Source organism: Aequorivita capsosiphonis DSM 23843 (assembly GCF_000429125.1).
GTDB classification, from domain to species: domain Bacteria; phylum Bacteroidota; class Bacteroidia; order Flavobacteriales; family Flavobacteriaceae; genus Aequorivita; species Aequorivita capsosiphonis.
This window is the reverse complement of the sequence record NZ_AUBG01000001.1, coordinates 90,519-113,698: the sequence shown is the minus strand read 5'-3', so window position 1 is coordinate 113,698 and position 23,180 is coordinate 90,519. Positions and strand designations below refer to the sequence as shown.

Annotated in this window: 25 protein-coding genes and 1 pseudogene; 3 read left to right on the top strand and 23 right to left on the bottom strand. The window is 33.4% G+C overall.

Features of this window, described 5'->3' with window-relative positions:
* Positions 1-39: 39 nt before the first annotated feature.
* From G440_RS0100660 to G440_RS21565, 6 genes and pseudogenes are all read right to left on the bottom strand, one after another.
* Positions 40-396: a hypothetical protein gene (locus G440_RS0100660; protein WP_157417783.1), complete on the bottom strand. Its 357-nt coding sequence runs from the start codon at positions 394-396 to the stop codon at positions 40-42.
* Between the two features lie 89 nt (positions 397-485).
* Complete coding sequence (locus G440_RS0100655) at positions 486-908, bottom strand: hypothetical protein (protein WP_157417781.1); 423 nt, start codon at positions 906-908, stop codon at positions 486-488.
* On the bottom strand, positions 905-2,548 hold the full coding sequence (locus tag G440_RS20880; RefSeq protein WP_084426523.1) for a DUF4280 domain-containing protein: 1,644 nt from the start codon (positions 2,546-2,548) through the stop codon (positions 905-907). Before G440_RS20880 ends, G440_RS0100655 begins: the two co-directional genes overlap by 4 nt.
* A 14-nt stretch (positions 2,549-2,562) precedes the next feature.
* Positions 2,563-3,492, bottom strand: coding sequence for a hypothetical protein (locus G440_RS0100645; RefSeq protein WP_026449529.1), 930 nt, complete (start codon positions 3,490-3,492; stop codon positions 2,563-2,565).
* Positions 3,493-3,494: 2 nt separating this feature from the next.
* Entirely contained in the window at positions 3,495-4,235 is a 741-nt protein-coding gene (locus G440_RS21570) for a phage baseplate assembly protein V (RefSeq protein ID WP_425393611.1), read from the bottom strand.
* Positions 4,236-4,286: 51 nt separating this feature from the next.
* Positions 4,287-4,895: pseudogene (locus G440_RS21565) on the bottom strand (contractile injection system protein, VgrG/Pvc8 family); the annotation flags it as partial.
* A gap of 230 nt (positions 4,896-5,125) precedes the next feature.
* Between G440_RS21565 and G440_RS21130 the strand changes: the two are divergent.
* Positions 5,126-5,299, top strand: a complete 174-nt coding sequence (locus tag G440_RS21130) for a hypothetical protein (RefSeq protein ID WP_157417779.1) — start codon at positions 5,126-5,128, stop codon at positions 5,297-5,299.
* A gap of 79 nt (positions 5,300-5,378) precedes the next feature.
* Here the strand turns inward: G440_RS21130 and G440_RS0100635 are convergent, their stop codons facing one another.
* From G440_RS0100635 to G440_RS19155, 17 genes are all read right to left on the bottom strand, one after another.
* Positions 5,379-5,861: a hypothetical protein gene (locus tag G440_RS0100635; protein ID WP_026449527.1), complete on the bottom strand. Its 483-nt coding sequence runs from the start codon at positions 5,859-5,861 to the stop codon at positions 5,379-5,381.
* Between the two features lie 96 nt (positions 5,862-5,957).
* Complete coding sequence (locus tag G440_RS0100630; protein WP_034258713.1) at positions 5,958-6,638, bottom strand: hypothetical protein; 681 nt, start codon at positions 6,636-6,638, stop codon at positions 5,958-5,960.
* A 207-nt stretch (positions 6,639-6,845) separates the two neighbouring features.
* Entirely contained in the window at positions 6,846-7,619 is a 774-nt protein-coding gene (locus G440_RS0100625) for a hypothetical protein (protein WP_026449525.1), read from the bottom strand.
* Positions 7,620-7,649: 30 nt separating this feature from the next.
* Positions 7,650-8,339 (bottom strand): hypothetical protein, encoded by a 690-nt coding sequence (locus G440_RS0100620; protein WP_034258709.1) that lies wholly within the window; start codon positions 8,337-8,339, stop codon positions 7,650-7,652.
* Between the two features lie 11 nt (positions 8,340-8,350).
* Entirely contained in the window at positions 8,351-11,026 is a 2,676-nt protein-coding gene (locus G440_RS0100615; RefSeq protein ID WP_026449523.1) for an OmpA family protein, read from the bottom strand.
* 1 nt (position 11,027) lies between these two features.
* Positions 11,028-11,519 (bottom strand): DUF4280 domain-containing protein, encoded by a 492-nt coding sequence (locus G440_RS0100610; RefSeq protein ID WP_026449522.1) that lies wholly within the window; start codon positions 11,517-11,519, stop codon positions 11,028-11,030.
* Positions 11,520-11,531: 12 nt separating this feature from the next.
* Positions 11,532-12,479, bottom strand: a complete 948-nt coding sequence (locus tag G440_RS0100605; RefSeq protein ID WP_026449521.1) for a hypothetical protein — start codon at positions 12,477-12,479, stop codon at positions 11,532-11,534.
* 20 nt (positions 12,480-12,499) lie between these two features.
* Positions 12,500-14,284, bottom strand: coding sequence for a type VI secretion system Vgr family protein (locus G440_RS0100600; RefSeq protein WP_026449520.1), 1,785 nt, complete (start codon positions 14,282-14,284; stop codon positions 12,500-12,502).
* Between the two features lie 40 nt (positions 14,285-14,324).
* Positions 14,325-14,756 carry a hypothetical protein gene (locus G440_RS0100595; protein ID WP_026449519.1) on the bottom strand — a complete coding sequence of 144 codons (432 nt, stop codon included), beginning with the start codon at positions 14,754-14,756 and terminating at the stop codon, positions 14,325-14,327.
* 138 nt (positions 14,757-14,894) lie between these two features.
* A complete protein-coding gene (locus G440_RS0100590; RefSeq protein WP_026449518.1) occupies positions 14,895-15,317 on the bottom strand; it encodes a hypothetical protein in 423 nt (140 codons plus the stop codon).
* Positions 15,318-15,320: 3 nt separating this feature from the next.
* Positions 15,321-15,965, bottom strand: coding sequence for a hypothetical protein (locus tag G440_RS0100585; protein ID WP_157417777.1), 645 nt, complete (start codon positions 15,963-15,965; stop codon positions 15,321-15,323).
* 6 nt (positions 15,966-15,971) lie between these two features.
* Positions 15,972-16,367 carry a type VI secretion system tube protein TssD gene (gene tssD, locus G440_RS0100580; RefSeq protein ID WP_026449516.1) on the bottom strand — a complete coding sequence of 132 codons (396 nt, stop codon included), beginning with the start codon at positions 16,365-16,367 and terminating at the stop codon, positions 15,972-15,974.
* A 101-nt stretch (positions 16,368-16,468) separates the two neighbouring features.
* Complete coding sequence (tssD, locus tag G440_RS0100575) at positions 16,469-16,858, bottom strand: type VI secretion system tube protein TssD (protein ID WP_026449515.1); 390 nt, start codon at positions 16,856-16,858, stop codon at positions 16,469-16,471.
* A 532-nt stretch (positions 16,859-17,390) separates the two neighbouring features.
* Positions 17,391-17,780 (bottom strand): type VI secretion system tube protein TssD, encoded by a 390-nt coding sequence (tssD, locus tag G440_RS0100570; RefSeq protein WP_026449514.1) that lies wholly within the window; start codon positions 17,778-17,780, stop codon positions 17,391-17,393.
* Positions 17,781-17,967: 187 nt separating this feature from the next.
* Positions 17,968-18,861, bottom strand: coding sequence for a TssN family type VI secretion system protein (locus G440_RS0100565; RefSeq protein ID WP_026449513.1), 894 nt, complete (start codon positions 18,859-18,861; stop codon positions 17,968-17,970).
* Positions 18,858-19,784, bottom strand: coding sequence for a hypothetical protein (locus tag G440_RS0100560; RefSeq protein ID WP_026449512.1), 927 nt, complete (start codon positions 19,782-19,784; stop codon positions 18,858-18,860). Before G440_RS0100560 ends, G440_RS0100565 begins: the two co-directional genes overlap by 4 nt.
* Position 19,785: 1 nt before the next feature.
* Positions 19,786-20,415: a C40 family peptidase gene (locus tag G440_RS19155; protein ID WP_084426520.1), complete on the bottom strand. Its 630-nt coding sequence runs from the start codon at positions 20,413-20,415 to the stop codon at positions 19,786-19,788.
* Between the two features lie 135 nt (positions 20,416-20,550).
* Between G440_RS19155 and G440_RS0100550 the strand changes: the two genes are divergently transcribed.
* Positions 20,551-20,982, top strand: coding sequence for a GPW/gp25 family protein (locus G440_RS0100550; protein ID WP_026449511.1), 432 nt, complete (start codon positions 20,551-20,553; stop codon positions 20,980-20,982).
* Positions 20,983-21,186: 204 nt separating this feature from the next.
* The gene (locus tag G440_RS0100545; RefSeq protein WP_026449510.1) at positions 21,187-23,016 is read left to right on the top strand and encodes a type VI secretion system baseplate subunit TssF; all 1,830 of its coding nucleotides are present in this window, start codon (positions 21,187-21,189) and stop codon (positions 23,014-23,016) included.
* Positions 23,017-23,180 lie beyond the last annotated feature (164 nt).

Below are 23,180 nucleotides of genomic sequence, written 5' to 3'. Positions count from 1 at the left end.
TACTTGACATATTTTAACAATAATTGTTATAGTCTTCGGTTAGTTTAACTTTTTCATATAAATAGTATCTGCCCTAAACTTGGCGGCATTTGGATAAAGTGTTAGTAAAAAATCTTTATATCCTTCTTTTTTTAAAACATAATCAAATTCTAAATTTCTGAAGTTAGGTTTTTCAGCTAAGGGTATAAAAGCTTGTTTCGATTTTATTTCTTTAATTATAATCAATCCTAGATTGTCAGATTTATCGTAACTGGTATAAGTTGAATCATATGGATTATAACCTCCAATAACTACCTCCGCCAATGGGTTGTTTTTAATGTCTTTTATGTGAAGTTGAGTCTCTGGTAAAATAGTATATGTAATGCAACTATTGCAAACAACCAATAAAAAAAACATAATCTTCATTTTTAAAACTATTTTCATATTAGATAGCCAAAATGAGCCGTTTAAATCATTTTGGAAGTGCACGGTCTTCAAAGGAGCGATTATTTTTTAATTTTGAGTTTCTTCAAAAAAATGGTATCCAATTTAATTATGGAATCGACTTTTGATTTTAAAATGTATTTTGGTTTAAACTCATTTTCTTCTTTCCAAAATTCATTTTCATCTTTAGAAATATATAAATTGATATCAATTGAATCCTTTTTTTGATTAAATTTAACAAATGAATTTTTACGAGGATAGATGCTATCTATTGAAAAATAACCTTTTTCATCGGTAATTGTCAATTTTTGGTAAGACCATAACATTGGTTCAATTTTATAAGGATAGAAAATCTCAAGACCGATTGCAGGATTGGTTTTATCTATATAGACATATCCCTCTATTCGATGAATGAGTTTTTCTTTTGATTTGCAACCCATTAAAAATAAAGACAAAAACATAATATAGTGTAATTTTCTTATCATTTTATTTTGAGTTTGGTTAACCATATTGTACTAAGTAAATCCTTTTCCGCCACAACGATTCTTGAAAAATAATTGGATGGACGATCTTCATCTGCATATTCCATAATGTCTATTTCGCCAAATTCTTTGTATCGACTACCCTTCATTGGATTTTGCCAAATTGTTGAAGTACCCTTGTGTTTAGCTGAATACAAAGCTCCACCATATGCCAATAAAATTTGATGTCCAATCTCATGAGCCGAGGTGGCTTTAAAAGATGAATTAGCAAATAATCCTGAAAGGTAAAACCAACCCTTATTCTTGTATTCGTCCGATCTTGTATCTGTTTCTTTCCAATCCTTATCAAAAAGATAACCTGTTTTATAATATAAAATTCTTGATCCAGGAAAATTATGGGAACGATTAAATCGCGTTAGTATTTTATTTGTAAAAAATATTAATTTAGGCGCATCCATTCCACCCTTACTTTGCTCTGCCTTTACAGAAATACTCCAATTTTCACCTTTAATCATCGTTTTTTTAGCACGGGACTTATCATTTCTACTCCAATAGGTTTCTATACCTTTTAGCGCATCTTTTCGCAAGTCTGCAAAAGACAAAGTACGAGAAGCAATGGGTGGATGTCCGTAATATGAAATGACGGATTTAGGAATATTGCTAGCTCCATCCAGCCCTCTCTCTCCACCGTCTCTAAGATTTATTCTTAAAGTTACAATCATCGACTTAAGATTTCGCTGAATATCAACATCCACCCAATCTTTTCCAATGGGTTTTGTCTTTTCCAATTTAGTTTTGTGCGATTTTTCCTGTCCATCTAACCAAACTTTTGCTTCAACTTCAAAATCGTCCTCTTTTAATGCTTTGCTGTTATAATTTTCATAATTATCAAAACCATCCCATTTCCATTCGTGATTTCCCACACCTAACATATTTCCGCTAGTTATCTCCTCTTTATAGTGTGTTTGCCCATTTTTAAAAACCTCTACTGTCATCTTTTCAGCTGGGTTTTCGGTAATGCTGATATTGAATTTTAAATATTCATTCTCCACATTTCCATTAAAATCAGGAATTCCCAATGGTACAAAAGTTACTTTAAGTGTTGTAATCTCAACATCAATTTCACGATTTTGTTTTTTAAATTCTTCTCCTTCCAATACAACTGCAAGACCGTCGTAAGGAGATAAATCCTTCATTATCTTTGGATTAATTTGTGGCAGTAGCTGGGCTGTAATATCTTCGTCTGTATTTTCAACATTTTGAGCTGATGGTTCGGCAACCTGCCCATGAAAGTTAATTTTAACACAGGGTGACCCAGCAATAGCACAAGTAGCTTTGCTATCCTCAAGCAATGGATAGCCTTGGTTTTCTTTTAGCTGGGTTTTTTGGAATGCGCCTTGCCAAGCCGTAATTGCAGGTATACAAGGTTTAAAACTACTGCCAGTGGGTTGTAACTTGCACTGTCCAAATGTTTTTGCTTGAAAAGGAGTGCCTAATTCTTTATCTGTTGCAATTAATTTTTGACTGCCCGCTTGATCGTTGATGTAATTTTTTTTCTGTGTGAGCACCAAGAGGGTGTCTGGAACATCTCCAAATTGACACTCCACAATTGCGCCTTTACACACTAGCTTCTTTTCACTCATTTTTTTCTGATTTTCTATTTGAAAAAATTAAATGGCCACTTCTTATTCTTTTTTACTTCTTTTTGCTCCAATTCTATTTTTGGAGCTTCTAAATCGCTATAATGATCTTGACTTCTAGCGATGCTAACTTCCACCGTTTTAGTTTGTTTTGTATTTCTATATTCCAAAAAACAACTTGCAGTAAGAATTTCAGGTAATTTTAACTCAGGATTTAAATGACATACAATATCCAAGTCTGATTCAAATAGGTCGGATTTATGGTTTCCACTAAAATTAAGTTTCAAAGTTTCAAATTTTGAAAGTTTTGATTTTAGAACCCAACTACCTTTATATTGTAAAGGTTGAGCATAAGGAATGATAGGAAAATTATATAGCTTTTCATCATTTTCTTTTTTATCATAACTCTTATAAAATGAATTAAAGAATAAAGAAAAGAATAGATCTTTCTCAAAAGTCATTTCGAATTTAACAGGGTTACTACATAACTTTTCAAATGCTCGACAGGTATCGTAAAATGTTTTTCCTGTTGTTTGCTGTTTTAATTTTGTTTTCTTTTTCTCCCATCTGGATTTAATATCTTCTAAATTGCTTATCGTTTCTATTGCTCCATATTTGTTGACATCTAAATGAACAGGATAAATAGTTTTGTTTATTTCGTCAAACAGTTGTTCAATTATTAGGTTAGGCTCTTGGTTGTTTATGAAAAAATCGAACTTTTCAATTGCCAAAGAATGACTCTTTTTTGATTCGCCAGATCGCAATGCAATTTTATAATCTAATCTTTTTGATGGTTGCTCCTCATCATTGGAGAAATACTTTATGCTTACCAGATAAACCTGTGTTCCCTTAATATATGGAAAAACCAAATCGTTGTTGAAAATAAAAGCTTTAGCGCTTTGTCTTTCATCATCTTTTTTATTGATTATATCTGTACCGAAATCCATAATTAGATAAGAATATTTTTTTCACCACTATTAGAAACAACTTGCTTTGCACTTGATAAATCCATATTCTCTTTTGTGCTGTTCATTGTTATTTTTTTTGCATTTTTAACCAATTCCTCTGCTTGAAATTCTGCTTTTTCTTCAATTAGAATAGTACTTGATTTGGCCGAAAGTGTTTGTCTTTTGCCTATGCTTTCGCTCTTATTCTCGCCAACAGAAATATTCATGCTTTCTTGAACATTTATGTCAAGATTTTTTGAATTCAAAGTCATGTTTTCCAAGGCGGTAATTGTCATGCTATTACTTGCGGTGTCAATAGTTATAAGATTCTTGTTCTTATCCGTAATAGTAATGAATTCTTGTCCATCGGTATCATTCAATTCAATAGTATGCCCACTTCTTGTTCGGATTGCCTTAACATCATTCAGCTTTGTTTTCCAGCTCTCTGGGCGATGACTACCATGATAAAGAGACCCCATAACATAAGGCCGCTCCGCATTTCCACCTTCAAAACCTACCAAAACCTCTTCGTCGATCTCCGGGATAAAATGAAATCCTTTTTCGCCTCCCGAATGGGGTGTTACAATACGTAACCAAGGTGTTATCCCACCGAATTTTTTCTGCCAGGCAAACTGAACTTTAATTCGTCCCATTCCGTCTGGATCGGCATTTTCCATAACTACTGCGGTCTGGGATTCGCTTCTTGGGATAGCCTGAAAATTTGTGTGCGGATATACATCCATATCTGCACTTACTGCCTGAAAATTGTTTTGATAACGGCCATTTTCGTTGGCTATATGCGTAACGGAGGTTATGCGGTAACTGCCGTAATGTTCGTCTTCACCTATAATCTTAATCACTTTTCCGATGGCAACTCCAGGATTGTCACTGCTTCCTTTTAAGATTACCTGTCTTTGGTCAGCAGCTTTTTTCTGTTGCTCCACTTGTTTGTCCAAACGGCTTTTGGACTGAGGGTCACTGTAGCCGTTTATAAACACATTGGTTTCCTTGGAATACATTTTTGCGGCCCGCTCACTGGCAAAACCGTTAAATCCACTGGCGTTGGCAATTTCGGAGGTTTTCTTTTGATGCTGTTCATTTACCAGATAATCATTAGTAAAATAATTAAAGTTGTTTGGCTGTGGGTTTAACTCCATACTAAATTCCTGCAGGTCTTGACCATAGATTAGGGGAGTGGCCTCGCCATCTTCTGGCTTTCCGAAGATCAGTTTTTTACCATCATAATAAAACCATTCGCTGTATTGCGCCGCCAATCGGGCAGCATATTGCCACGAACTTTCGTTGTTCTGGACAGAGTAGTGGAGGGGAGCATTGTTTTTTGGTGCGATGACCGTTTCCATTTTGGATTTATCGTAACCGGTAAATGTTCGCATTAATATATCTTGGAGGGTAACATCATTATGGGAGGCATAATGTGGACCGTCTTGGTAATAATGGTACCACTATGGCCACCAATCACTACCATATCGCCACCTTTATGGTTGAAAGCTTAAACTGTTAATTAAACAATACCTTTTTAATGAATTAGAGATATCATCTAATTATAGATAAGTTACCGTTTTTTTGCTTTCGATGAAATAGGACTAATTCTACAAAATCTGGTTTGCCTTCTATGGTTGATCTATACTTAAATCCAAAAGGTTCGTTAGGGAATTTAATCCCTACGAGTTTACCATTTCAGAAAACACCTAATTCGCAATCTACAAGAGGTACTTTTTCTATAGAAGTGTGTATAGATGAAAACATCCTAGATGCAACTTCATTTTTAGCATTTTCATCAAGATAGAACACTTGTGCTAAATCATTAAATCTATCCAATGTTATTTTATGATATTCAGCTTCATTACTATTCTTAAAAATATTATTTATTTATTATACCAAGAATATAATTCGCTTAATAAATTCTCTTTATCGTCATTGACGAAACTCACAGAATCTTTCCAACTATCAATTATATATGGAACTGTAGCACGGAAGTTACCTGAATAAGTATATTTTTGCACTTCTTTCCCTTTAAAATCAATCAAAGGAATTTCAAAAACAAGTATGCGCGGAACTTCTTCATATAATTCATTTCTTACCGTAGATTTAAATGCATCTCTCACAAAAACCTTAAAAGAAATCGTTGCTTTTTCCTTAAACTTTTCTTCATCAGGATATTTCTTTGCATTTATACTAAACAATTGTACACCACTTTTTAATATACATTCATTGATAGGCCAATCTACAGCCATACCACCCTCTTTATAATTAGAAAATGAAGGAATATCATTAATTAATATTTCTATAACACAACCACTGGTTTTGATTTCTACTTCGTAAAAAGGGTGCTCTAAATTAGAATCCATTCTTGATATTTTGGTTTATTTTTTTAATATTGTTAAAAATGATTTATAATTCTGTAGAAAAAAATTATAGAAAATTAATCTGTTAGGGAAGAAAAATTATAGTCCGTTTATTTTATCAACAGGAAACTTATTTAAATCGGTACTACTTTTTATTACTGAAATGTTGCAAGTATATTTTCCATCTGATTCTTTGGTTGTTCTTACCATTTCAATAATTTTATCATTTGTTTTCCACTTGTATTTTTCAGCACCATAATAATCCACTACTTGATCATCTTCTTTTATTGAAACCTCGTATTGTTTATATTTTGCCCTTAAAACATTAAGAATATCGTCGAAGGGTTTTTCTCTTGATTCAAAAAATGAAAAAGCTACAAAATTTTCATTTCTATCTAAGTAAAAACTTACAAAGCCTGTCTTAAAATCAGTATTTATAAAATAAAATAATGGTGAGTTTGTTTTATCATTAAAACTTTTAAGTCCCTTTATTTTACGTTGATAAGCAAAAGTATCTGTAACAACTTCTTTTTTTAATTCTTTGTCGTAATAACCATCTGTTAACGGTAAAGTAATATTGTAGGGTATTTTAATAGCTAAAGTATCTAGCGGCACTGTAAAATCAATAGCGTCTAAATCGTATAAGCCCTCTCCAAATTGTTTTGTGTTTTGAGAAGTACACCCTTGCAGCACAAGGCATAAAAAGGTAATCAGTAAAAAGTTGTATTTTATTTTAGTTACCATCGAGATAGGATTTTCCTGATTTATAAATTTCATCATTTTTGTCCAAGAGTTGAAATGGACTGTGTCAAAAAACTGTAGAAAAGGTTAAGCTATAAATTTAATAATCCTTGAATTTAATTTTTATGGCAGAACAAAGAAAGAAATAAGACAGACAATTTAAACTTACCGCGGTTGAAGAATCTTGAATTAGACTAGGCACCGTTATAATAAAGAATACTAAGAGAAACTGAACAAGATGTTTTTTTATATAATTTCGAAAGCATTGGTTTCTTTATTAAAATAGAATTCTATATCAAGCATTAGCTGTTCTTGCTTTTCTTTGTTTCCAAAAGCCAACGCTGGTTCGCCATTAGATTTTTTTAAGGCTGCTTTTTTTCCATAAGCCGAAATGATTGTAACTGAATCTTCCTCAAAAATGACATGGTCATAACCGTTTTTAAAATCGTTTATAATACTTCTAATTCTACTATTTGCCTCTTTGGTAGATAAATACATAGAAGTTGACATGTTATATTCTCTATCTGCTATTTTTTTAGCAAATGCGTCATAATTTCCTTCTTTTATAATATTTATAATTTTGCGATACGCATTCCTTAATTTTTCATCATAATCTTTTATCTTTTTGATATCAATTCCTTCTATCCAGTAATCTCTTAATTTATATGGAACTTCTGCATCAAAAAAAGTTGAATTGGATATCATTGGAATCACTTTATCTTCTATTTCTTCAGATTCAAAGCCGTTATATTCGTCTATCAATTCAAAACCATTAACTGTATTGTAAAGTTTTACAGTGTAACTTAACTCCGCTTTGGGAGATAAATTTGTCTTTCCTAACAGTGGTAAAATTTTTATGGATACTTCTTGCTTACCACTTTGGTGTATAGCATAATTAACAGGTACTCTAGTTGCAGCCTGTCCTTCAAGATTCATAGTTAGTACGGGTTGATCATTCACTCGAATTTCAAATAGACAAGCGGCTGCATTAAAGTCAATCATGTAATAGGGTTCTTTCATTATTTAACTCTTAATTTACTTAATACAAATTTATTTGGTAATTGCGTTATAATATGAGTTTGGATCACTTTCTAAATCTTCTTTGATAAAATCTTGATAAGAAAAATGTGGATTGTTTTTTCTTTTCCTAACATATAAATAATCTTCCCAATATCCAAAAGCACCAATTATATTCAGTTCTTCAATGTCCGAAGAATTATTTTTTACTTCAAGTTTTGCTTTAACTGTTCCATCTAATCCGTAGTTTAGGAGATATAATTTATTGTTTGTGATATCTTCCCACAATAGAGCATCAAACTTATTGTTATCTTTATCTTCTGGTTTTTTAAAATGTGTGAATTGTGGTTTACCCAACTTATCATTTAACGCACTAACCAAATCTCTTGCTTGTTTGTCAGAAAAAATATAAATTTCATATTTATAAATAACACTGTCATTTTTATTGTAATAAAATGAAACACCATTAACTCCATTCTCACTATTAGGGTTTTGACGCCCTACTAAATTAGTACCATTAAAATTTAAAAATTTATCATCTCTTACATTTAAGTACTCATTTTCTGTATTGCCTAACGGGAATACTTGATTCTTCATTTCTTTAGTAACTAAGGCATTAACTTTTTCTCCATTGAGCGTAAGTTGCGTTAAATCAAAATCTGATTGTGACGTACAAGCTTGGAAAATAGATGTCATTAAAATTATTTTAATTATTGTTTTCATATATCGTTTTATTATATTATTTTAATATTTGCGCTAATTCCTGTTAATTTTTCTACTGATTTAATAATATCAAAAGGATCAACTAAATTATATTCTTCTTTAAAATCTGTTAGATTCTTGCTATAGTCCCCTTGAAACCAACCTTTTTTTATTTCCAAGCCTATTTCTGCTTTTATTTCAACTTTTGCAATAATACCATCAAACATTAAGTGTGGCCTATATGCTATTCCATTATTGTTAGCTATAAGTTTGTGTCCAAAAGTTATGGAGCCCTTACCTTCAAATTTAGCATAGGCCTGAGCATAGAATTCAGCAACAATAACGACCATTTTAGCTTTCACTACTAAACCAGCTTCAATCCTTAAACCAACTGTTGCTTTAGCATCTGCGGTAATTTCTCGACTTGTATCTGTGTTATCTGATGCTGTATTGTATTTCAACTTTAATTCGGTTTTAATCTCACCAAATATAATTAAATTTACATATAGGTCTATCGTTAGGTTAGTAGTTTCACTGTCTTGTAACCAATATCTAATTGCAGATAATATCGGTGCTGCTGGTCCAGTTGCTCCAATGGCCATTTGCAATAAATCTAGAGTTAATTCTAGCCCTAATAAAGGTTCGGCTTTTAAATAGAACTCAAAACTTGTACCTAGCTCCTTAACCTCAACATTATTTTGAATTCCTCTTGCTAATTCCCATTCTGCACCTAAACATAAATTAGGGGGCTTAATTTCAACACCAAGAGGAAATTTTTTACCAACAGTTTTAATTGCTTTACCTTTTGTTTTGCCAGTAATAATTTTTGAAGCATCTTTAAGTTGTGCAAAAATCTCATAAAACTTTTTAATTTTAGACTCAAACTTTACAGTTAGTTCCTCTTTGGTTTCATAAGTTGTTTCTGAAATTTTATTCCATTGTGCTTCAAGGATAACTCCAAAATCTATATCTACTTGTTTCCACTTTTGTTCCGCACCTATTTTCCCAGCTTTACTTTGCATTTCTGCATGTTTAGCGTAACCAAGTTTTTGCCATTTTACACTGGGAGAATTACTTAGATTTAAAAATATGTGAAAATCCCATTTAATATCTGGGTATACCTCTATTATTACAGCTGGTTTTTCCTTATTGGCATAATACCTACAACTATTTATATAAAACTTAAAAATATTTATTGAACTTTTATGTGGTAATATATAATCGAAAGGGGCGAATGTTGTTTTTGAAAGACTTGAATATACTTTATAGTTAATTGGTTGTGTGCCGTCCTTAGTGTAAGTCCTATTTTTACTGTTAGTTGTTTGTTCTATAACCTTAACAACTTTTGAATCGTGTTTTTTATCGGGATTAAACTTTCTAAGACATTCCTCGGTCTTGTAATCTGTAATATCTAGCGTTAGCTCCTTTTTTCTTTCAATATCTGGAGCAATAGTTTGATAGACAATGCTCTCTGCATCACCTCCAAAGATTTTAAACCTTATTGTTGCACGCCTGTTGAGTTGATGCTCCGCTTCAGACAAATCATCACCTTCTATAAGTAGCTTTCTTTCTCCGTAGCCTCTGGCATTAATTGTATCTTTCGAGACACCTCTGGAAACTAAATAGTCTACGGTAGCTATGGCCCTACGTATGGAAAGTTTATCATTGTAATCGTGTGAACCCCTATTGTCACAATGTGCTCCAATTTCTGCCGGAAGGTAGGGATTATCTAACAGAAGCTGCACTAAGCCGTCTAGCTTGGCCTTATCTCCAGATCTTAGATTAGACTTATTAAAATCAAAATGAATACTCGCACTAGCTTGAAAATAGGTTTTTGTTTGGTTATCTAATATTACATTACCTTCCTCAAAAAGAGTAATGGGAGCCTCTCCTTTTTCTGTAATGGCTATTTTGGTAAAACGGCATAATTCATAGCGTTCAACATTTACTTCATTTTCTTCTACAGTAAAAGGTTTAGCGTTTTTATGTTTAGTAACTTCTCTTGTTACCGTTTCCTTAAAAACGTGTAGAAACTTTTTTCCTCCCTCATTTGTAACAAGATTTTTACTTCCACTTTTCCTTACTTGAGCATAAAATTTTTCTATCTCCGTAAATATTAAACCAGTAGAATCTTTCCAAGTAGCAGTATTACCAATTCTAAGGTTGACTTCTCCAAAAAGGCATTGTACATTAGTAATTGTACAAACATACCCATCATCTCTCCATTGATCATTATATATGTCAACTTCTAAAATAGCACCATTTAAACCTTCGGTATCTAAATTCAACCAAACCTCTTCTCCATATTTGATGTGTGATTGTTTCAAATCAGCACCCCCTTCTTTTTTACTCCATTTGGTACTAATTATTTTTTCTGGGGCTTTACCATAAAAAACCAATTGCGTTGGATATTTGTTTTCTGGTTGAGTCATAAACGCTTCTATGACAAATTCTTTGGGACCACAATATTTTGCTGGAAGAGATATACTTCTAGAATCACCGATTTTTAATCCATGATCATTTTTACTAAAGGGTGAATCTTTTTTTGGTTTTACAATCCATTTTGCACTTCCCCTTTTACTTACTGGGGTGTCTGGATAGTATTCTGCTTTAACTTGAATTTTTTTTCCAGCTCTTATATAAAACCGTTTCCAAGTATGCTCTTCTCCTTTATGTATTACTACTATTTTATTAATACCTATAGCCATACTAACTTACTATTACTTCTTCAATATGAGATTCTTCGTTTTCAAGAATGTTTACATCAACCAACGGATTTAATTGTCGTTGTACTTCTTTATTTGATTCACTGGCACTACTAGAGCTACCGGCCATAGACTGTCCATGTTTTAAAATACTGATACAGGGACTACCGGCTATTGGGCAGGTTGCTCTACTGTCTTCCAATAAAACTTGTCCACCATTTCCCAACTCTACATCTTTATAAAATTTATCCCATTTAGAAACTACAATTTGACAAGGTTTAAAGCTGCTTCCTGTAGGTTGTAGCTTACATTGACCAAAGGTGTTTTTTTCGAATGTAGCACCGCCTAACTCCATCGTTGTAGCAATTAATTTATCTGCTCCATCAGGATCATTTGCATAATACTTTTTATGAGATAGCACTTTTAACTTGTCCGGAAAGTCGCCAAACTCACATTTGCAAGTAGCACCTTGTATAACTGCATATTTCTGACTCATAATTATTTCCTATTATTTAAATATTTTTGACCAAAACCCAGTTTTAGTTTCTTTTTCTTCCTCTATTAGAAATGCATTTTTATCCTCTAATTTTTTCAGTAAAAATAATTTAACTAAAATCTTTTTCGGAATTGTAAAATGTGTTTCAAATTCCGCTTCAATAGCTTTAATAACACCTGTTTCTCCTTCAAATAGATAGATAAGATTGCAAGATCCTAATAAGGGTTTTTCGTTTTTATCCAATTCTTTGTAATGAGGATTATCTAACTTTTGTTCTAAATCTAATCCACATCTCTCATCATCTATATTACCGTTAATATCCAATCTTATGTCATTGGTATCTTCATTTAACTGAATCTTACTTCTTACTGTATATTCTACCGGTTTTACACTGCCAAGAATGGGATAACTTAACTTTTCATCAATGTATAAATCTTCGGAATAGAACTTATAGATTGACTTAAAATAAAGGTTTATAAACCAATCCTTATTTATTTTACCTAACAGAACATCCTTAGATATTAGTGATTTTTCTGTTGCATTAATATACTTTTCCGTTAAGCTACTTTTATAATCCTCTCTTAATCGTTCTTTAGTTTTTTTCCATCTACTTGATATGGCTTCAAAATTTAAAATTTCAACGAGCTTACCATTAGAATTTGTTTTAATTTCTAATGGATAGAGGCATTTACTAGTTTCTAATCCTAATTTGTCTATGAAATTATTTTGTATAATATCATTTACATAAACTTTCTCCTCTCTATTAATTAAAAATATGTTTTTTCTATCTTCTATATTTCCAATGAAAGAGATATCTAATTTATATCTAACTTCATTTTGCGATTTACCATCATTGAAAAGTACAGAACAACCATATTTAGCATTTAAGTTTTTAGGGTTAAATGTTAAATGATTATCTTCAAAAGCGCTATTATTTTTACTTTTAATTGTCTGTTCCATCTATAATATCAATGACTTCTTTAAAAGAGTTTTACCTTTTCTTTACTTTGTACATCTACGGTTTTTCCAGAAGTAAGCGTTAAATTTTCTTTATTGCTGCTTAAGACTATTTCATCAGCAACTAATGTTTGTTTTTCAGAATCCATCACTAGCTCTTTTTCTATAATGACATTTTGGTTTTTTGCCATGACATTATAATTTTCAGCCACACTCTTTGTAAAATCTTTTCCAGCTACCATATCAATATTTTCGTTAGCTCGAATTTTTATGTTATTAGCGTTTAAGGTTAAAGTTTCATTTGCATTAAGCGTGATATTATTTTGAGCGGTATCTATAAAAATTGAATTACTGTTCTTATCTATAATTGTTATACTTTCTGCTCCAGCGTTATCATCAAACGTTATGGTATGACCACTTCTCGTTTTAATTGATTTAATATTATTTAAATCACTTTTGAAAGCTTCAACTCTATGGTTGCCATTATACAAACTCCCCATAACATAAGGCCGTTCCGCATTTCCGCCTTCAAAACCAACTAAAACTTCCTCACCATTCTCCGGAATAAAGTGAAAACCTTTGTCTCCACCGGCGTGTGGAGAGACAATACGTAACCAAGGCGAGATACCACCAAAGCGTTTCTGCCAAGCAAACTGGACTTTGATTCGTCCCATTCCGTCTGGATCGGCATTTTCCATAACCACTGCAGTTTGGGTCTCGCTTCTTGGGATAGCCTGAAAATTTGTGTGCGGATATACATCCATATCTGCACTTACAGCCTGAAAATTGTTTTGATAACGGCCATTTTCGTTGGCTATATGCGTAACGGAGGTTATACGGTAACTGCCATAATGTTCGTCTTCACCTATAATCTTAATCACTTTTCCGATGGCAACACCAGGATTGTCACTGCTTCCTTTTAAGATTACCTGTCTTTGATCGGCAGCTTTTTTCTGTTGTTCTACTTGTTTGTCCAATCGGCTTTTGGACTGAGGGTCACTATAACCATTAATAAATACATTGGTTTCCTTGGCATACATCTTTGAAGCTTTTTCACTAGCAAAACCGTTAAATCCGCTGGCGTTGGCAATCTCAGAGGTTTTCTTTTGGTGCTGATCGTTTACCAGATAATCATTGGTAAAATAGTTAAAGTTGTTGGGCTGCGGGTTAAGCTCCATACTAAATTCCTGCAGATCTTGACCATAGATTAGGCGAGTGGCCTCGCCATCTTCTGGCTTGCCGAAGATCAGTTTTTTACCATCATAATAAAACCATTCACTGTATTGCGCCGCCAATCGGGCCGCATATTGCCACGAACTTTCGTTGTTCTGGACAGAGTAGTGGAGGGGAGCCTTGTTTTTTGGTGCGATGACCGTTTCCATTTTGGATTGATCGTATCCTGCAAAAGTATGGTTGATAATTTCCTGTAAACTAACATCGTTATACGAAGCATAATGGGGCCCATCATCGGCAATTATAGTGCCGCTGTGTCCACCGATCACCACCATATCGCCGCCTTTATGATTAAATGCCTTGAGGCTGTTTACAGAGGTTACCACACCTTTAAACTGGAGTTCCTTATAACCCGAAAAAGCCCCCACGGACATTACCTGCGCGGAAAAGGACTCTCCCAAAAAGTTTTTGGTTTCTTGCGCAAAGCCACCTCCCGTGATTTTTTCCAGAACGTCCATACGACACACCAACTCAAATTTGTGGTGGGTGCCAAGGTATTGGTGTAAGGTAAATTCCTGAAAGGCCGGGATCGGGTTACCGGCTATGTATATTTCTATTTCGCTTTGTAGTGCCATGGTTATTGTAAATTTTAATGCCTTTTTACTATTTTATTTTTTAGAAGCGAGTTCCTTTTCCATATTTAAAGATATCAATTGGATTCCAGGATGCTTCATCCTTTCTATACCAAACAGTTATATAGTCCCCATCTTTACCGTCCCAAGTTACTTCCTTCAAGCTTATATTGGAAGCCAGTTCTTCTTTTGTAAAGATATTTCCCAAGTTTGCGCGAAGGCCGAAAGCAACAATTTCCTTTAGAGCAAACTCTCTATCAATAATAGTAATACTGCATACCGCTATAGCCTTTTTATAGGAAGCCTTTTCTAGAAAATCAACCGTTAAGCTATCTACCATACAAGCTTGCTTTTGGGTTAAGCTGTCTGTTTTTGTTATAGTACGTTCACTTTTTTTTGAGGTTCCGTTGCAAGAAACAAAAACTACAGAACATATTAATAGGTTGAAACTAATGTATCTTGTTATTCTTTTCATATCGAAATTATTTAAGCAACAATGAAAAGCCAACTTGGGGAATCATGGTGTTTAAAATTGACTTTAATGGTTTGCCCAAGAATTATATTAAGTATCAAATCGATATTAATTATTAACGTTCAAATCAATAAAAATTCTTTAAAATTCTGCATTCTTATTGTATTCTAAGATATCAAACGGCTTCCATACATTATCTCTTTTTTCGTACCAAACGGTTACTAAAATATCTTTTTTTAAATTGTTTAACCAAGTAACTTCATTTATGGGAATAGGTTTTTTAAATTGTTCGTCTGTATAAAAATTCTTTAAATTTATTCTAAATTCATCGAGAACTGCTTCATTCAGAAGATAGGTTTTTTCGCTTAATGGAATACCGTATTCATTTTTAGCCTTTTCAAGTGACAGCTTTAATAATTTTTCTTTGTTTATAGTATCAATCATAATGTTTTGATTTGAAGCGTCTATTAAAATACCTTCCGTCTTATCGATTTTATTAAATTCTCCATCTTTACAAGAACTTAAAAGAGAAGCTGCCACAAATAAGATTAATAAATAGTTCATTTTTTAATTTATTTTATGAAAAATAAAAGTTGTCGGAGGAAACATCAGATTTAATTCCTTGAGCAGAAAATCGATGTGTCTTTCGCGTAAGGTATTTCCTATATTCATTATACTAGCATTGTCATAAAAATAACTGCTTTTAGAATTATATTCGTCACCGTGGCTGCCGGAATATGCATGGATAGAGTTTCCAATTGCGTGTCCAAATTCATGTTTTACCGGATATTGAAAATAACCTTTAGATTTTTTATTTAATACAGTATCCTCTGTATCCAAGTTTATTTCTTTTTTCTCCCATACTACATTGCTCTGTTTAAAAGTACCTACAGGAATTTTAGTGACATTTACTTGCCAATGTGGTTTTGAAAGTTCCCATTGAATATCAAAATTTAAAATAAATTCAGAGGCTGCATTTCTTTTTGCGAAATCTGAAATCCCTTTCACTTTCAATTTATAATGACCTCCCCATTGATTCCATATTAAATTGTCTGCTTTATTGTGAAAATCCCTTTTTTCTACATAGGTCCAAGAAGTTGTTCCTTTTTTATTGAGCCAAGTATATTTCCATCGCTGCCGAACTAATACGGTTTTGCTGTTTTCTTCTAAATAGATATCCATCCGGCTAGTTTGTCTACTATAATTACTCATAAGAAATTATATTTTACTGGGCCATTTATTCTTAAAAGAAGTCCCCTTCACTTTAATTTCTTCCGCAGAAATAAGTAAAAAAATCTTTAAAGGCTCGTTGTCCACAGCGTTAAAACTTTCGGTGTATTCAATACAGTGTGCTCCCATAAACTCAATTTTTTTGAGACCACTCATGGTATCGCGCCTATAAAAAGTAATGGTTCCTTTTTTTGTAAGGTTGGGCTGGATCATCCATTCCAGAAAGTCAGTTTTGGCGGTGCCCTCTATAAGCAGACGCATTTGTCCGCCACGGGGCTTTTCGCTTGGACGGCCGGTATAATCGACGCCTTGGGTAAAGGTAAAGGAGCAGTCCAATAAGTTTAGCTCCTCACCATCCAATATAAGTGTTGAAAGAAAAGACATATTCTTAAATTTTAATGGTTTGTATAGGTGTAAAAAAAGGGATGCGATTGCACCCCTTTTGTCAAGATAAAATCATTGCATTGGGTAATGCAATTTTATAATTACATTGGCCAGTCGTTCACGTGCTCACCAGTACCCATAGAAATGGAACGGGCAGAGATCACTAGCGACTCGCTCATTGGTTCTTTATCTGTACTGTGAAAATTCTCCACGTACTTTACCATATAACCTTCCGTAAACTTAAGCTCTTTGGCAGTTGCCTCGTTATCGCGCTTAAGGAATTTTACGGAACCGTCTCTACGCTCAAAGTTGTTGAACATCCACTCAGCTAGGCTGGTTTCTTCAGTAGATTCTACGGTCAGTTTAATACGACCGCCACGGGTTACAGAAGAAGGTCTTCCGGTTGCATCTGTTTCTTGGAAAAGATCGTAGCTACAGTTTAATACGTTGTACTCTTTTCCGTTTAGACTTAATTTTGCTTTAAATGACATAATAATTCGTTTAAGTTAATTAATGGCAATATTGCCGAATAAATATTAAATATGTTATAAAGATAACAATGTTAATAGATCTAAATGTTAAAGAATTTTTAAATCGATAAAGCGTTCAATGTCATAGCTATCAAACGATACATTATAACTGGCATTGTAAAGAATGTTAAAATTTTATTAATTAGAATTTACTTGCAAATGAGAATCAATTAAAGGACTGTTTAAAGATAGAGTTTGCTTTTTAGAAGATACTTTCTTGTAAATAAATTTTGCAATAAAGGATGCTTGAAAGGGCTTTTGGAGATAAAATCACGTCCTATTTAAGAACAATAAAAATAATTACGGGTTTATTGTTTTGATGCAACAAGCCGAATATGCTAATCGTGAATGAATTAAATATAACTATGGGTTAGTATTAAATATTTTTAAAAAATGAAATTATTTGGGAATAACTTGTTATGATTAGGGCAAAAAATTAGGGATGCTGTGGCATCCCTATAGTTATTTTGGAAACTTAATCAAAATCTATATGTTATCTTGGCCAATTATTCACGTGCTCTCCAGTTCCCATGGTGATAATGCGGGCGGAAATCACTAAAGCTTCACTCATTGGTTCGGTATCTGTACTATCAAAAGTTTCAATATACTTTACCATATAGCCTTCTGTAAATTTTAGTTCTTTTGCAGTGGCTTCGTTGTCGCGTTTAAGAAATTTGATGGAACCATCACGCCGTTCAAAATTGTTGAACATCCACTCTACAAGACTGGTGTCCTCAGTAGATTCAATGGTTACTTTAATTCTTCCACCACGAGTAACGGACGAAGGTCTTCCCGTCGCGTCTACTGCTTGAAAAAGTTCGTAACTGCATTCAAGCACGTTATATTCTTTTCCGTTTAAGTGTAATTTTGCTTTGAAAGACATAATCTATTTTATTTTAAGTTAAATAATTGCAATAATGCTATATAATTTGTAATACGGATTAAAGGTATTAAACAAAGTTGAAATTTTGGCCAAGTTTACTTAAAACTTAAACGGAAAAGAAAGATGCGTTACTGAATGTGATGTTGTTGTATATTCTATTAAAAAAAGATTAAAAGTTATTTCCTTACTATTCAGTTTTTACTTTTTCCTCTTCAACACGTTGGCATATAATAACATTGTCTTCACGGAGGCCATTACTTTCCACGGTACGCGCAAAATCAATATATTTCATAACGGTGTACCAACGCGGTTTTTTATAAAAAATCCAACCATTCGGTTCATTGCTTGGGTCTATATAAACGATTTTGTTTTCTGGATGACGGTCGTTATAGTCATTAATGAAAAAATAAAAGAGACGACCAAATTCCATTTTTTCAGGGGCTTTAAGCCTAAAATTGCTCAATTCGGCAGTTTTATCATCTTTGTGGAATTCAAAAGAAATTACCTGCGGATTTATAAGTTCATCATCTTTAGGATCTTTAATGTTTTTACCTATTGGATAAAACCATTTCTTGTAAATTGGCAATGGAATAGTCATCGCAAATTCGTATGTTTTTATAACCAACATTGGGATTAGAAACCATATGGCCGCTCCTAAGAATACAAACTTATATTCCGGTTTAAACATATTGGTAATAAAGAAGAAAGCAATCAACGAAATACAAGCTATAGCAATTGTGAAAATAAACTCAGACCAAAAACTTCCAGTTTTTTCAGAAAGCACTTCGAAATGTTCTCTACTAACGTAAACGTGCAAAATCCCCAAAAGAAGGAATATAAACTGGAATGCAAATAAATTATGTAGTGGGATATTGTTTAACACATGTGGGTTACTAATCAAGGCGGTTAAGGCAAAAAGAGCGACCATCACCAGCAGATAAATAATAACTTGCTTTCTCTTTTTAGAGAACAGCTTTTTTATTCCCTTCATAAAAACCATTAAAAGAACACCAATTACTAAAAATATAATTGACATTTTTATTACTTCGGGACTAAAGTTTGAGAATCTTGATAGTATCATAGGGCAGTGGTTAAACCCATAATGGCGGGCTCTTCATCATTTAATATAAAATTATTTTCATCGCTAAGGGCTTCAACTTTGGTTTTTACCTCCATTTCCATAGGAATGAAATACTCGTAAAAAGTAGTAATAAATCTCATCCAAGAGGTGCCTTCTATAAAATGTTTAACATTTTTTTTGCTAATCGGTCCAATACAAACTTCTACTTGGGGACATAGTATGGTTGATTCCTCCACACCCAAAACCATGTCTACACCCAATTTGTCCTTTAAATCTCCCTTATGGACATAAAGTGAATAGGGCTCCATGCTTTTTATAAATTTCACCTTTTCACCAATGATTTGTTCAAGGCAGAGGGCTGTAAGCTCTAAGTCTCCGGAAATTTTATGTGCGTAGGGTAGGAGTTTTATCAACTTCATAACAAAATCTGCTGGAAGTGTGTGGTCTATTTGCCAAAACCGTAACAAGAAATTGTTTTTAATATCAGAAAATCTATTGATTAAAGCGCGCTCTTCCTGCTCAATAGTTACAAATTGATTAAAAACCTCATTTTCAATGGGCTGAAAAAACTTACGAGCTTCCTTTTCCTCATTCTTCTGTCTTTCCCGTTTTTTTTGGTAGGACATACCTTTTAAGGCGGGATCTGAAGGATCATGGAAAACACCTTCAGGAAGACTGTCATAAATTCCGTTGCGCGTAAGGTTAAGGTTTAGGGTGTAATTCGTGGTACTAAGAAGCGAGTTTTTTAGATTTAATATATCTCTTCTATAGGGACGTTTAAAAGTACTGAGGTTTTGAACAGTGAAATCTGTAATTTCCGCAGGCGAATTCTCAGTTATTTCCGAGACAAGCGCTTCTGCCCGAATATCGGCATAGACAGATTTTAATTCTTCGAGAATATCTTCAAGTCCCTTTTTGACCATACTACTGTTCTTCTGTCAAGTAAATGTCCAATGGTTTTCTACCGGCATACATAAAACGTTCTTGCCACCAATCTTCTTTAAGGTCACTTATTTTTACGCCTCTATATTTTTCTGGACCTTCATAACCCGATGCACTAACAAACATATTGTTCTGAAGATAAATACCCACGTGGGTAATTGTTTTATCTCTTGAATTTGGTTTTTTAAAGAAAAGTATATCCCCCTCTTTTAAAAACTCCTGGCCAAGAAACTTATCAGTGGATTTCGCTTTGTCCATTTTGCTTGAAGTTCGTTCCAAAAGATAGCCGTAAACGTCTACATAACAATGTTGGGCAAAGGCAGAGCAGTCTATACCTTTCTTATTTTCTCCACCCATTCTGTAAGGCGTGTCAAGCCAACCATCTACAAATTCATAAAGTTTTAAGTTTGTAATTTCTTCAGGAGCTACTCCCAAAACTTCGGCATACTTAATTTGGATTGGCAATAATTCTGGCTCTTTTGGCATGAGCGGAATCGAGTCCACTTTAACCTCTGAGGTTGTAGCTTTAACTTTGTTTTTCGATGTTCCACAACTAGCCAATAAAAGCGACATCATAAAAACAGTAAGTAGTAGGTAAGTTCTCTCTTTCATAATCCGGTATTTTTCTTACAAAGATATAAAAAGGTTCTATATGAATGCAAATTTGGTTTTTTAAAAGATTCTCATTGATTGAAAGTTATAATTGATTAATTTGCACTTAAAAATAAATGTAAATATTCTAATCCAATGGCGCAAAAATTCTACACTTTACCCCTGAAGCCTATTGCTTTTACTAGCAATAATGAACATAAAACATGTTCAATAAAAGATTCCATTGGCGCTTTTCTTCATCTTCTGGCTACCACCTATTTTGGGGAATGCACTTTTGACGAAACCTTTGGCAACGCATTGTGGGATGTGGACTTTGACAATTTAACCAGTAATGATAGACTAAGAGGGATCATTACAGATTCTATTCAAGACAGTATAAATCAATATGAAAAAAGACTTGGAGGGGTTGATGTGGAAATAAAATTAACCCAGGAAACATCTTCCATAAGAAGCAATCAAACTATTGCTCGCAAACGTATTGATATATACATTACCGGAAAAATCAAACAGACCAACGAATCTTTTTCTTATGTGGAGAGCTTTTATATTGCGCCAATTTCGTTTTGATATTTTCTTGGAAAAACAGTTGATTTTTATTGTCAAAAGACTATTCCAGTAAGATTTTTATTATTAACAAAAAGTGATAAAATTATTTCTTTAGATTTTTTTAATACGCGCGACAGCCCTCATTATAAAAAACCTTATTTTTGAAGAAAATGGTTTCTTAGTAAAAACCATTTTTTTTATTTCACCCCATAAAATCCTACCTAAATGTTCGCTAATAACGAAGAAGATATAAAAACCCGAATGATCCAGAAAGCGGCTTCTATTTGGGGGATTGCTCCCAAGGATATTGATAGCTCCTTTGACCCGTTGGTATCGCTGCTCATTGGCGCCTGTGCTTCTGAAATTGGAAAAATTGAAGGGGAAATACACAATTCTCAGACCCGTATTACGGAGCGACTCATTCAACTTATGACGCCAGAGGCTATCCATGGCGCCCATCCAGCACAGGCTGTTGCCTTTGCTGAACCAGTGGAAAAGGTGATGACGCTACGTCCAGAGAATCAACTGGTTTTTTTAAAAAAAGTTAGATCAAAGGAGGCTGGCACATTTCAGAAGAACCTGTTTTTATCACCTGCTCGTACTATGCGGCTCATTGATGCTGAAGTAACGCACCTAATAAGCGGCAATAAACTGTTTTCTCAGGAATCGATTAATGGAAAGAAAGTAGAGGGAACCTTAACGAATCACGCAGAGCCATCAAAACTGTATTTGGGAATAAGAAGTAATTATGAGAACCTTCCTCTAAAAGATGTATCGTTTTATTTTGAACTTCAGGATCCATCCCTCAATGATCTTTTCTATCACCATCTCAAAAATGCCATCTTTACTTTAGATGGTGAAAAATTGACAATCATAGAAGGTTTTTTTGATAACAACGAAAGTGAACGCATGAATATGGAGGCGTTTTTCAGTTCCGTTACCAATAAAACAAAGACCATTGAGGATAGAACAAATCAATATTTCAAGAAAAATTTTATTTCCGTAAAATCACTTTCCTATTTAACCAAGAAAGGTAGTGGACCTAAAGGATTACTCAGCGATGCCGATATTGAAAAATATGGAGAAATAAAAGATCTTAATTGGGTGGAACTGGAATTCCCAAGAATTATAGATAGTGGGGTCTTGGAGCAAGTATTCTGTACACTCAATGCTTTTCCGGTTCTCAATAGAAAACTGAATGCATTTTCATATCAGCTAAAGGACTTTATTAATATAATTCCAATTCAGACCAACGATATGTTTTCTGATATCAAGATTGTTGAAAATACTGATGGTAGGACCTATCAAATGCGTCATAACAGCACTTCTGCAGATCAGAAAGGAACTTTTGTAATTCGAGAGGATCAAGCTGGAAAACTGGATTCGCGAAATGCAAAACAGTTTATAAGCCATATGATGGAGCTTATGAAAGAGGAAAGTGCATCATTTTCTTTCTTGGGGAGTGATTTCCTCCAGAGCAATATCAATAAACTAAATCAAACTATTTTACTGCTCGAAAAGAGAGCAGAAGACCTTACTGAAAAAACTAGAGAAACAGTCTATATTTCTGTAAAACCATATAGGCAAAGAGAAACTCTTATGATTGAGTATTGGACAACTGATGGAAGCTTGGCCAATAAAACAAAAGCTGGGACAGTTTTGGCCAATTATGAAGGAACCGACCTTAAACAAAAAGGAGCTGTACTCTTAACCACCACTTTTAATGGTAAGGACAGTCTGAGTATGGAACAACGTCTCAATAATTATAGAAGCTCCTTGCTTTCAAGAGATAGGATTGTAACCAAACAAGATGTAGGGGCACTTTGCCACTCACTTTACAACGATAAAATAAGTAAAGTTGAAGTGGAAAAAGCATATACTGCTGATATATCCACCAATAAGGGCGTTTTACCGTGTATGAAAATCATTTTATACAAAAACAAAAACAACAAATTGAATGAAAAGGAATGGCAGTTGCTCAACAACAATTTGCTTACTATTCTTGAAAAGAAATCTGTTAATGTATTTCCTTATGTTATTGAAATGAAAACATAGAATCATAGGATTCATTGAGTCTTTAAGAAAATTTAAGAAAATTTAACCTTTTAATCTTTAGAGTATATTATTTTTGTCCATAAGAAATATTTTAAACGTATATTTCATTTTAGTATTTTTATGATTCCTCCGCCCTTTTTGGCCTTACCTGTGCAGGAAATTCA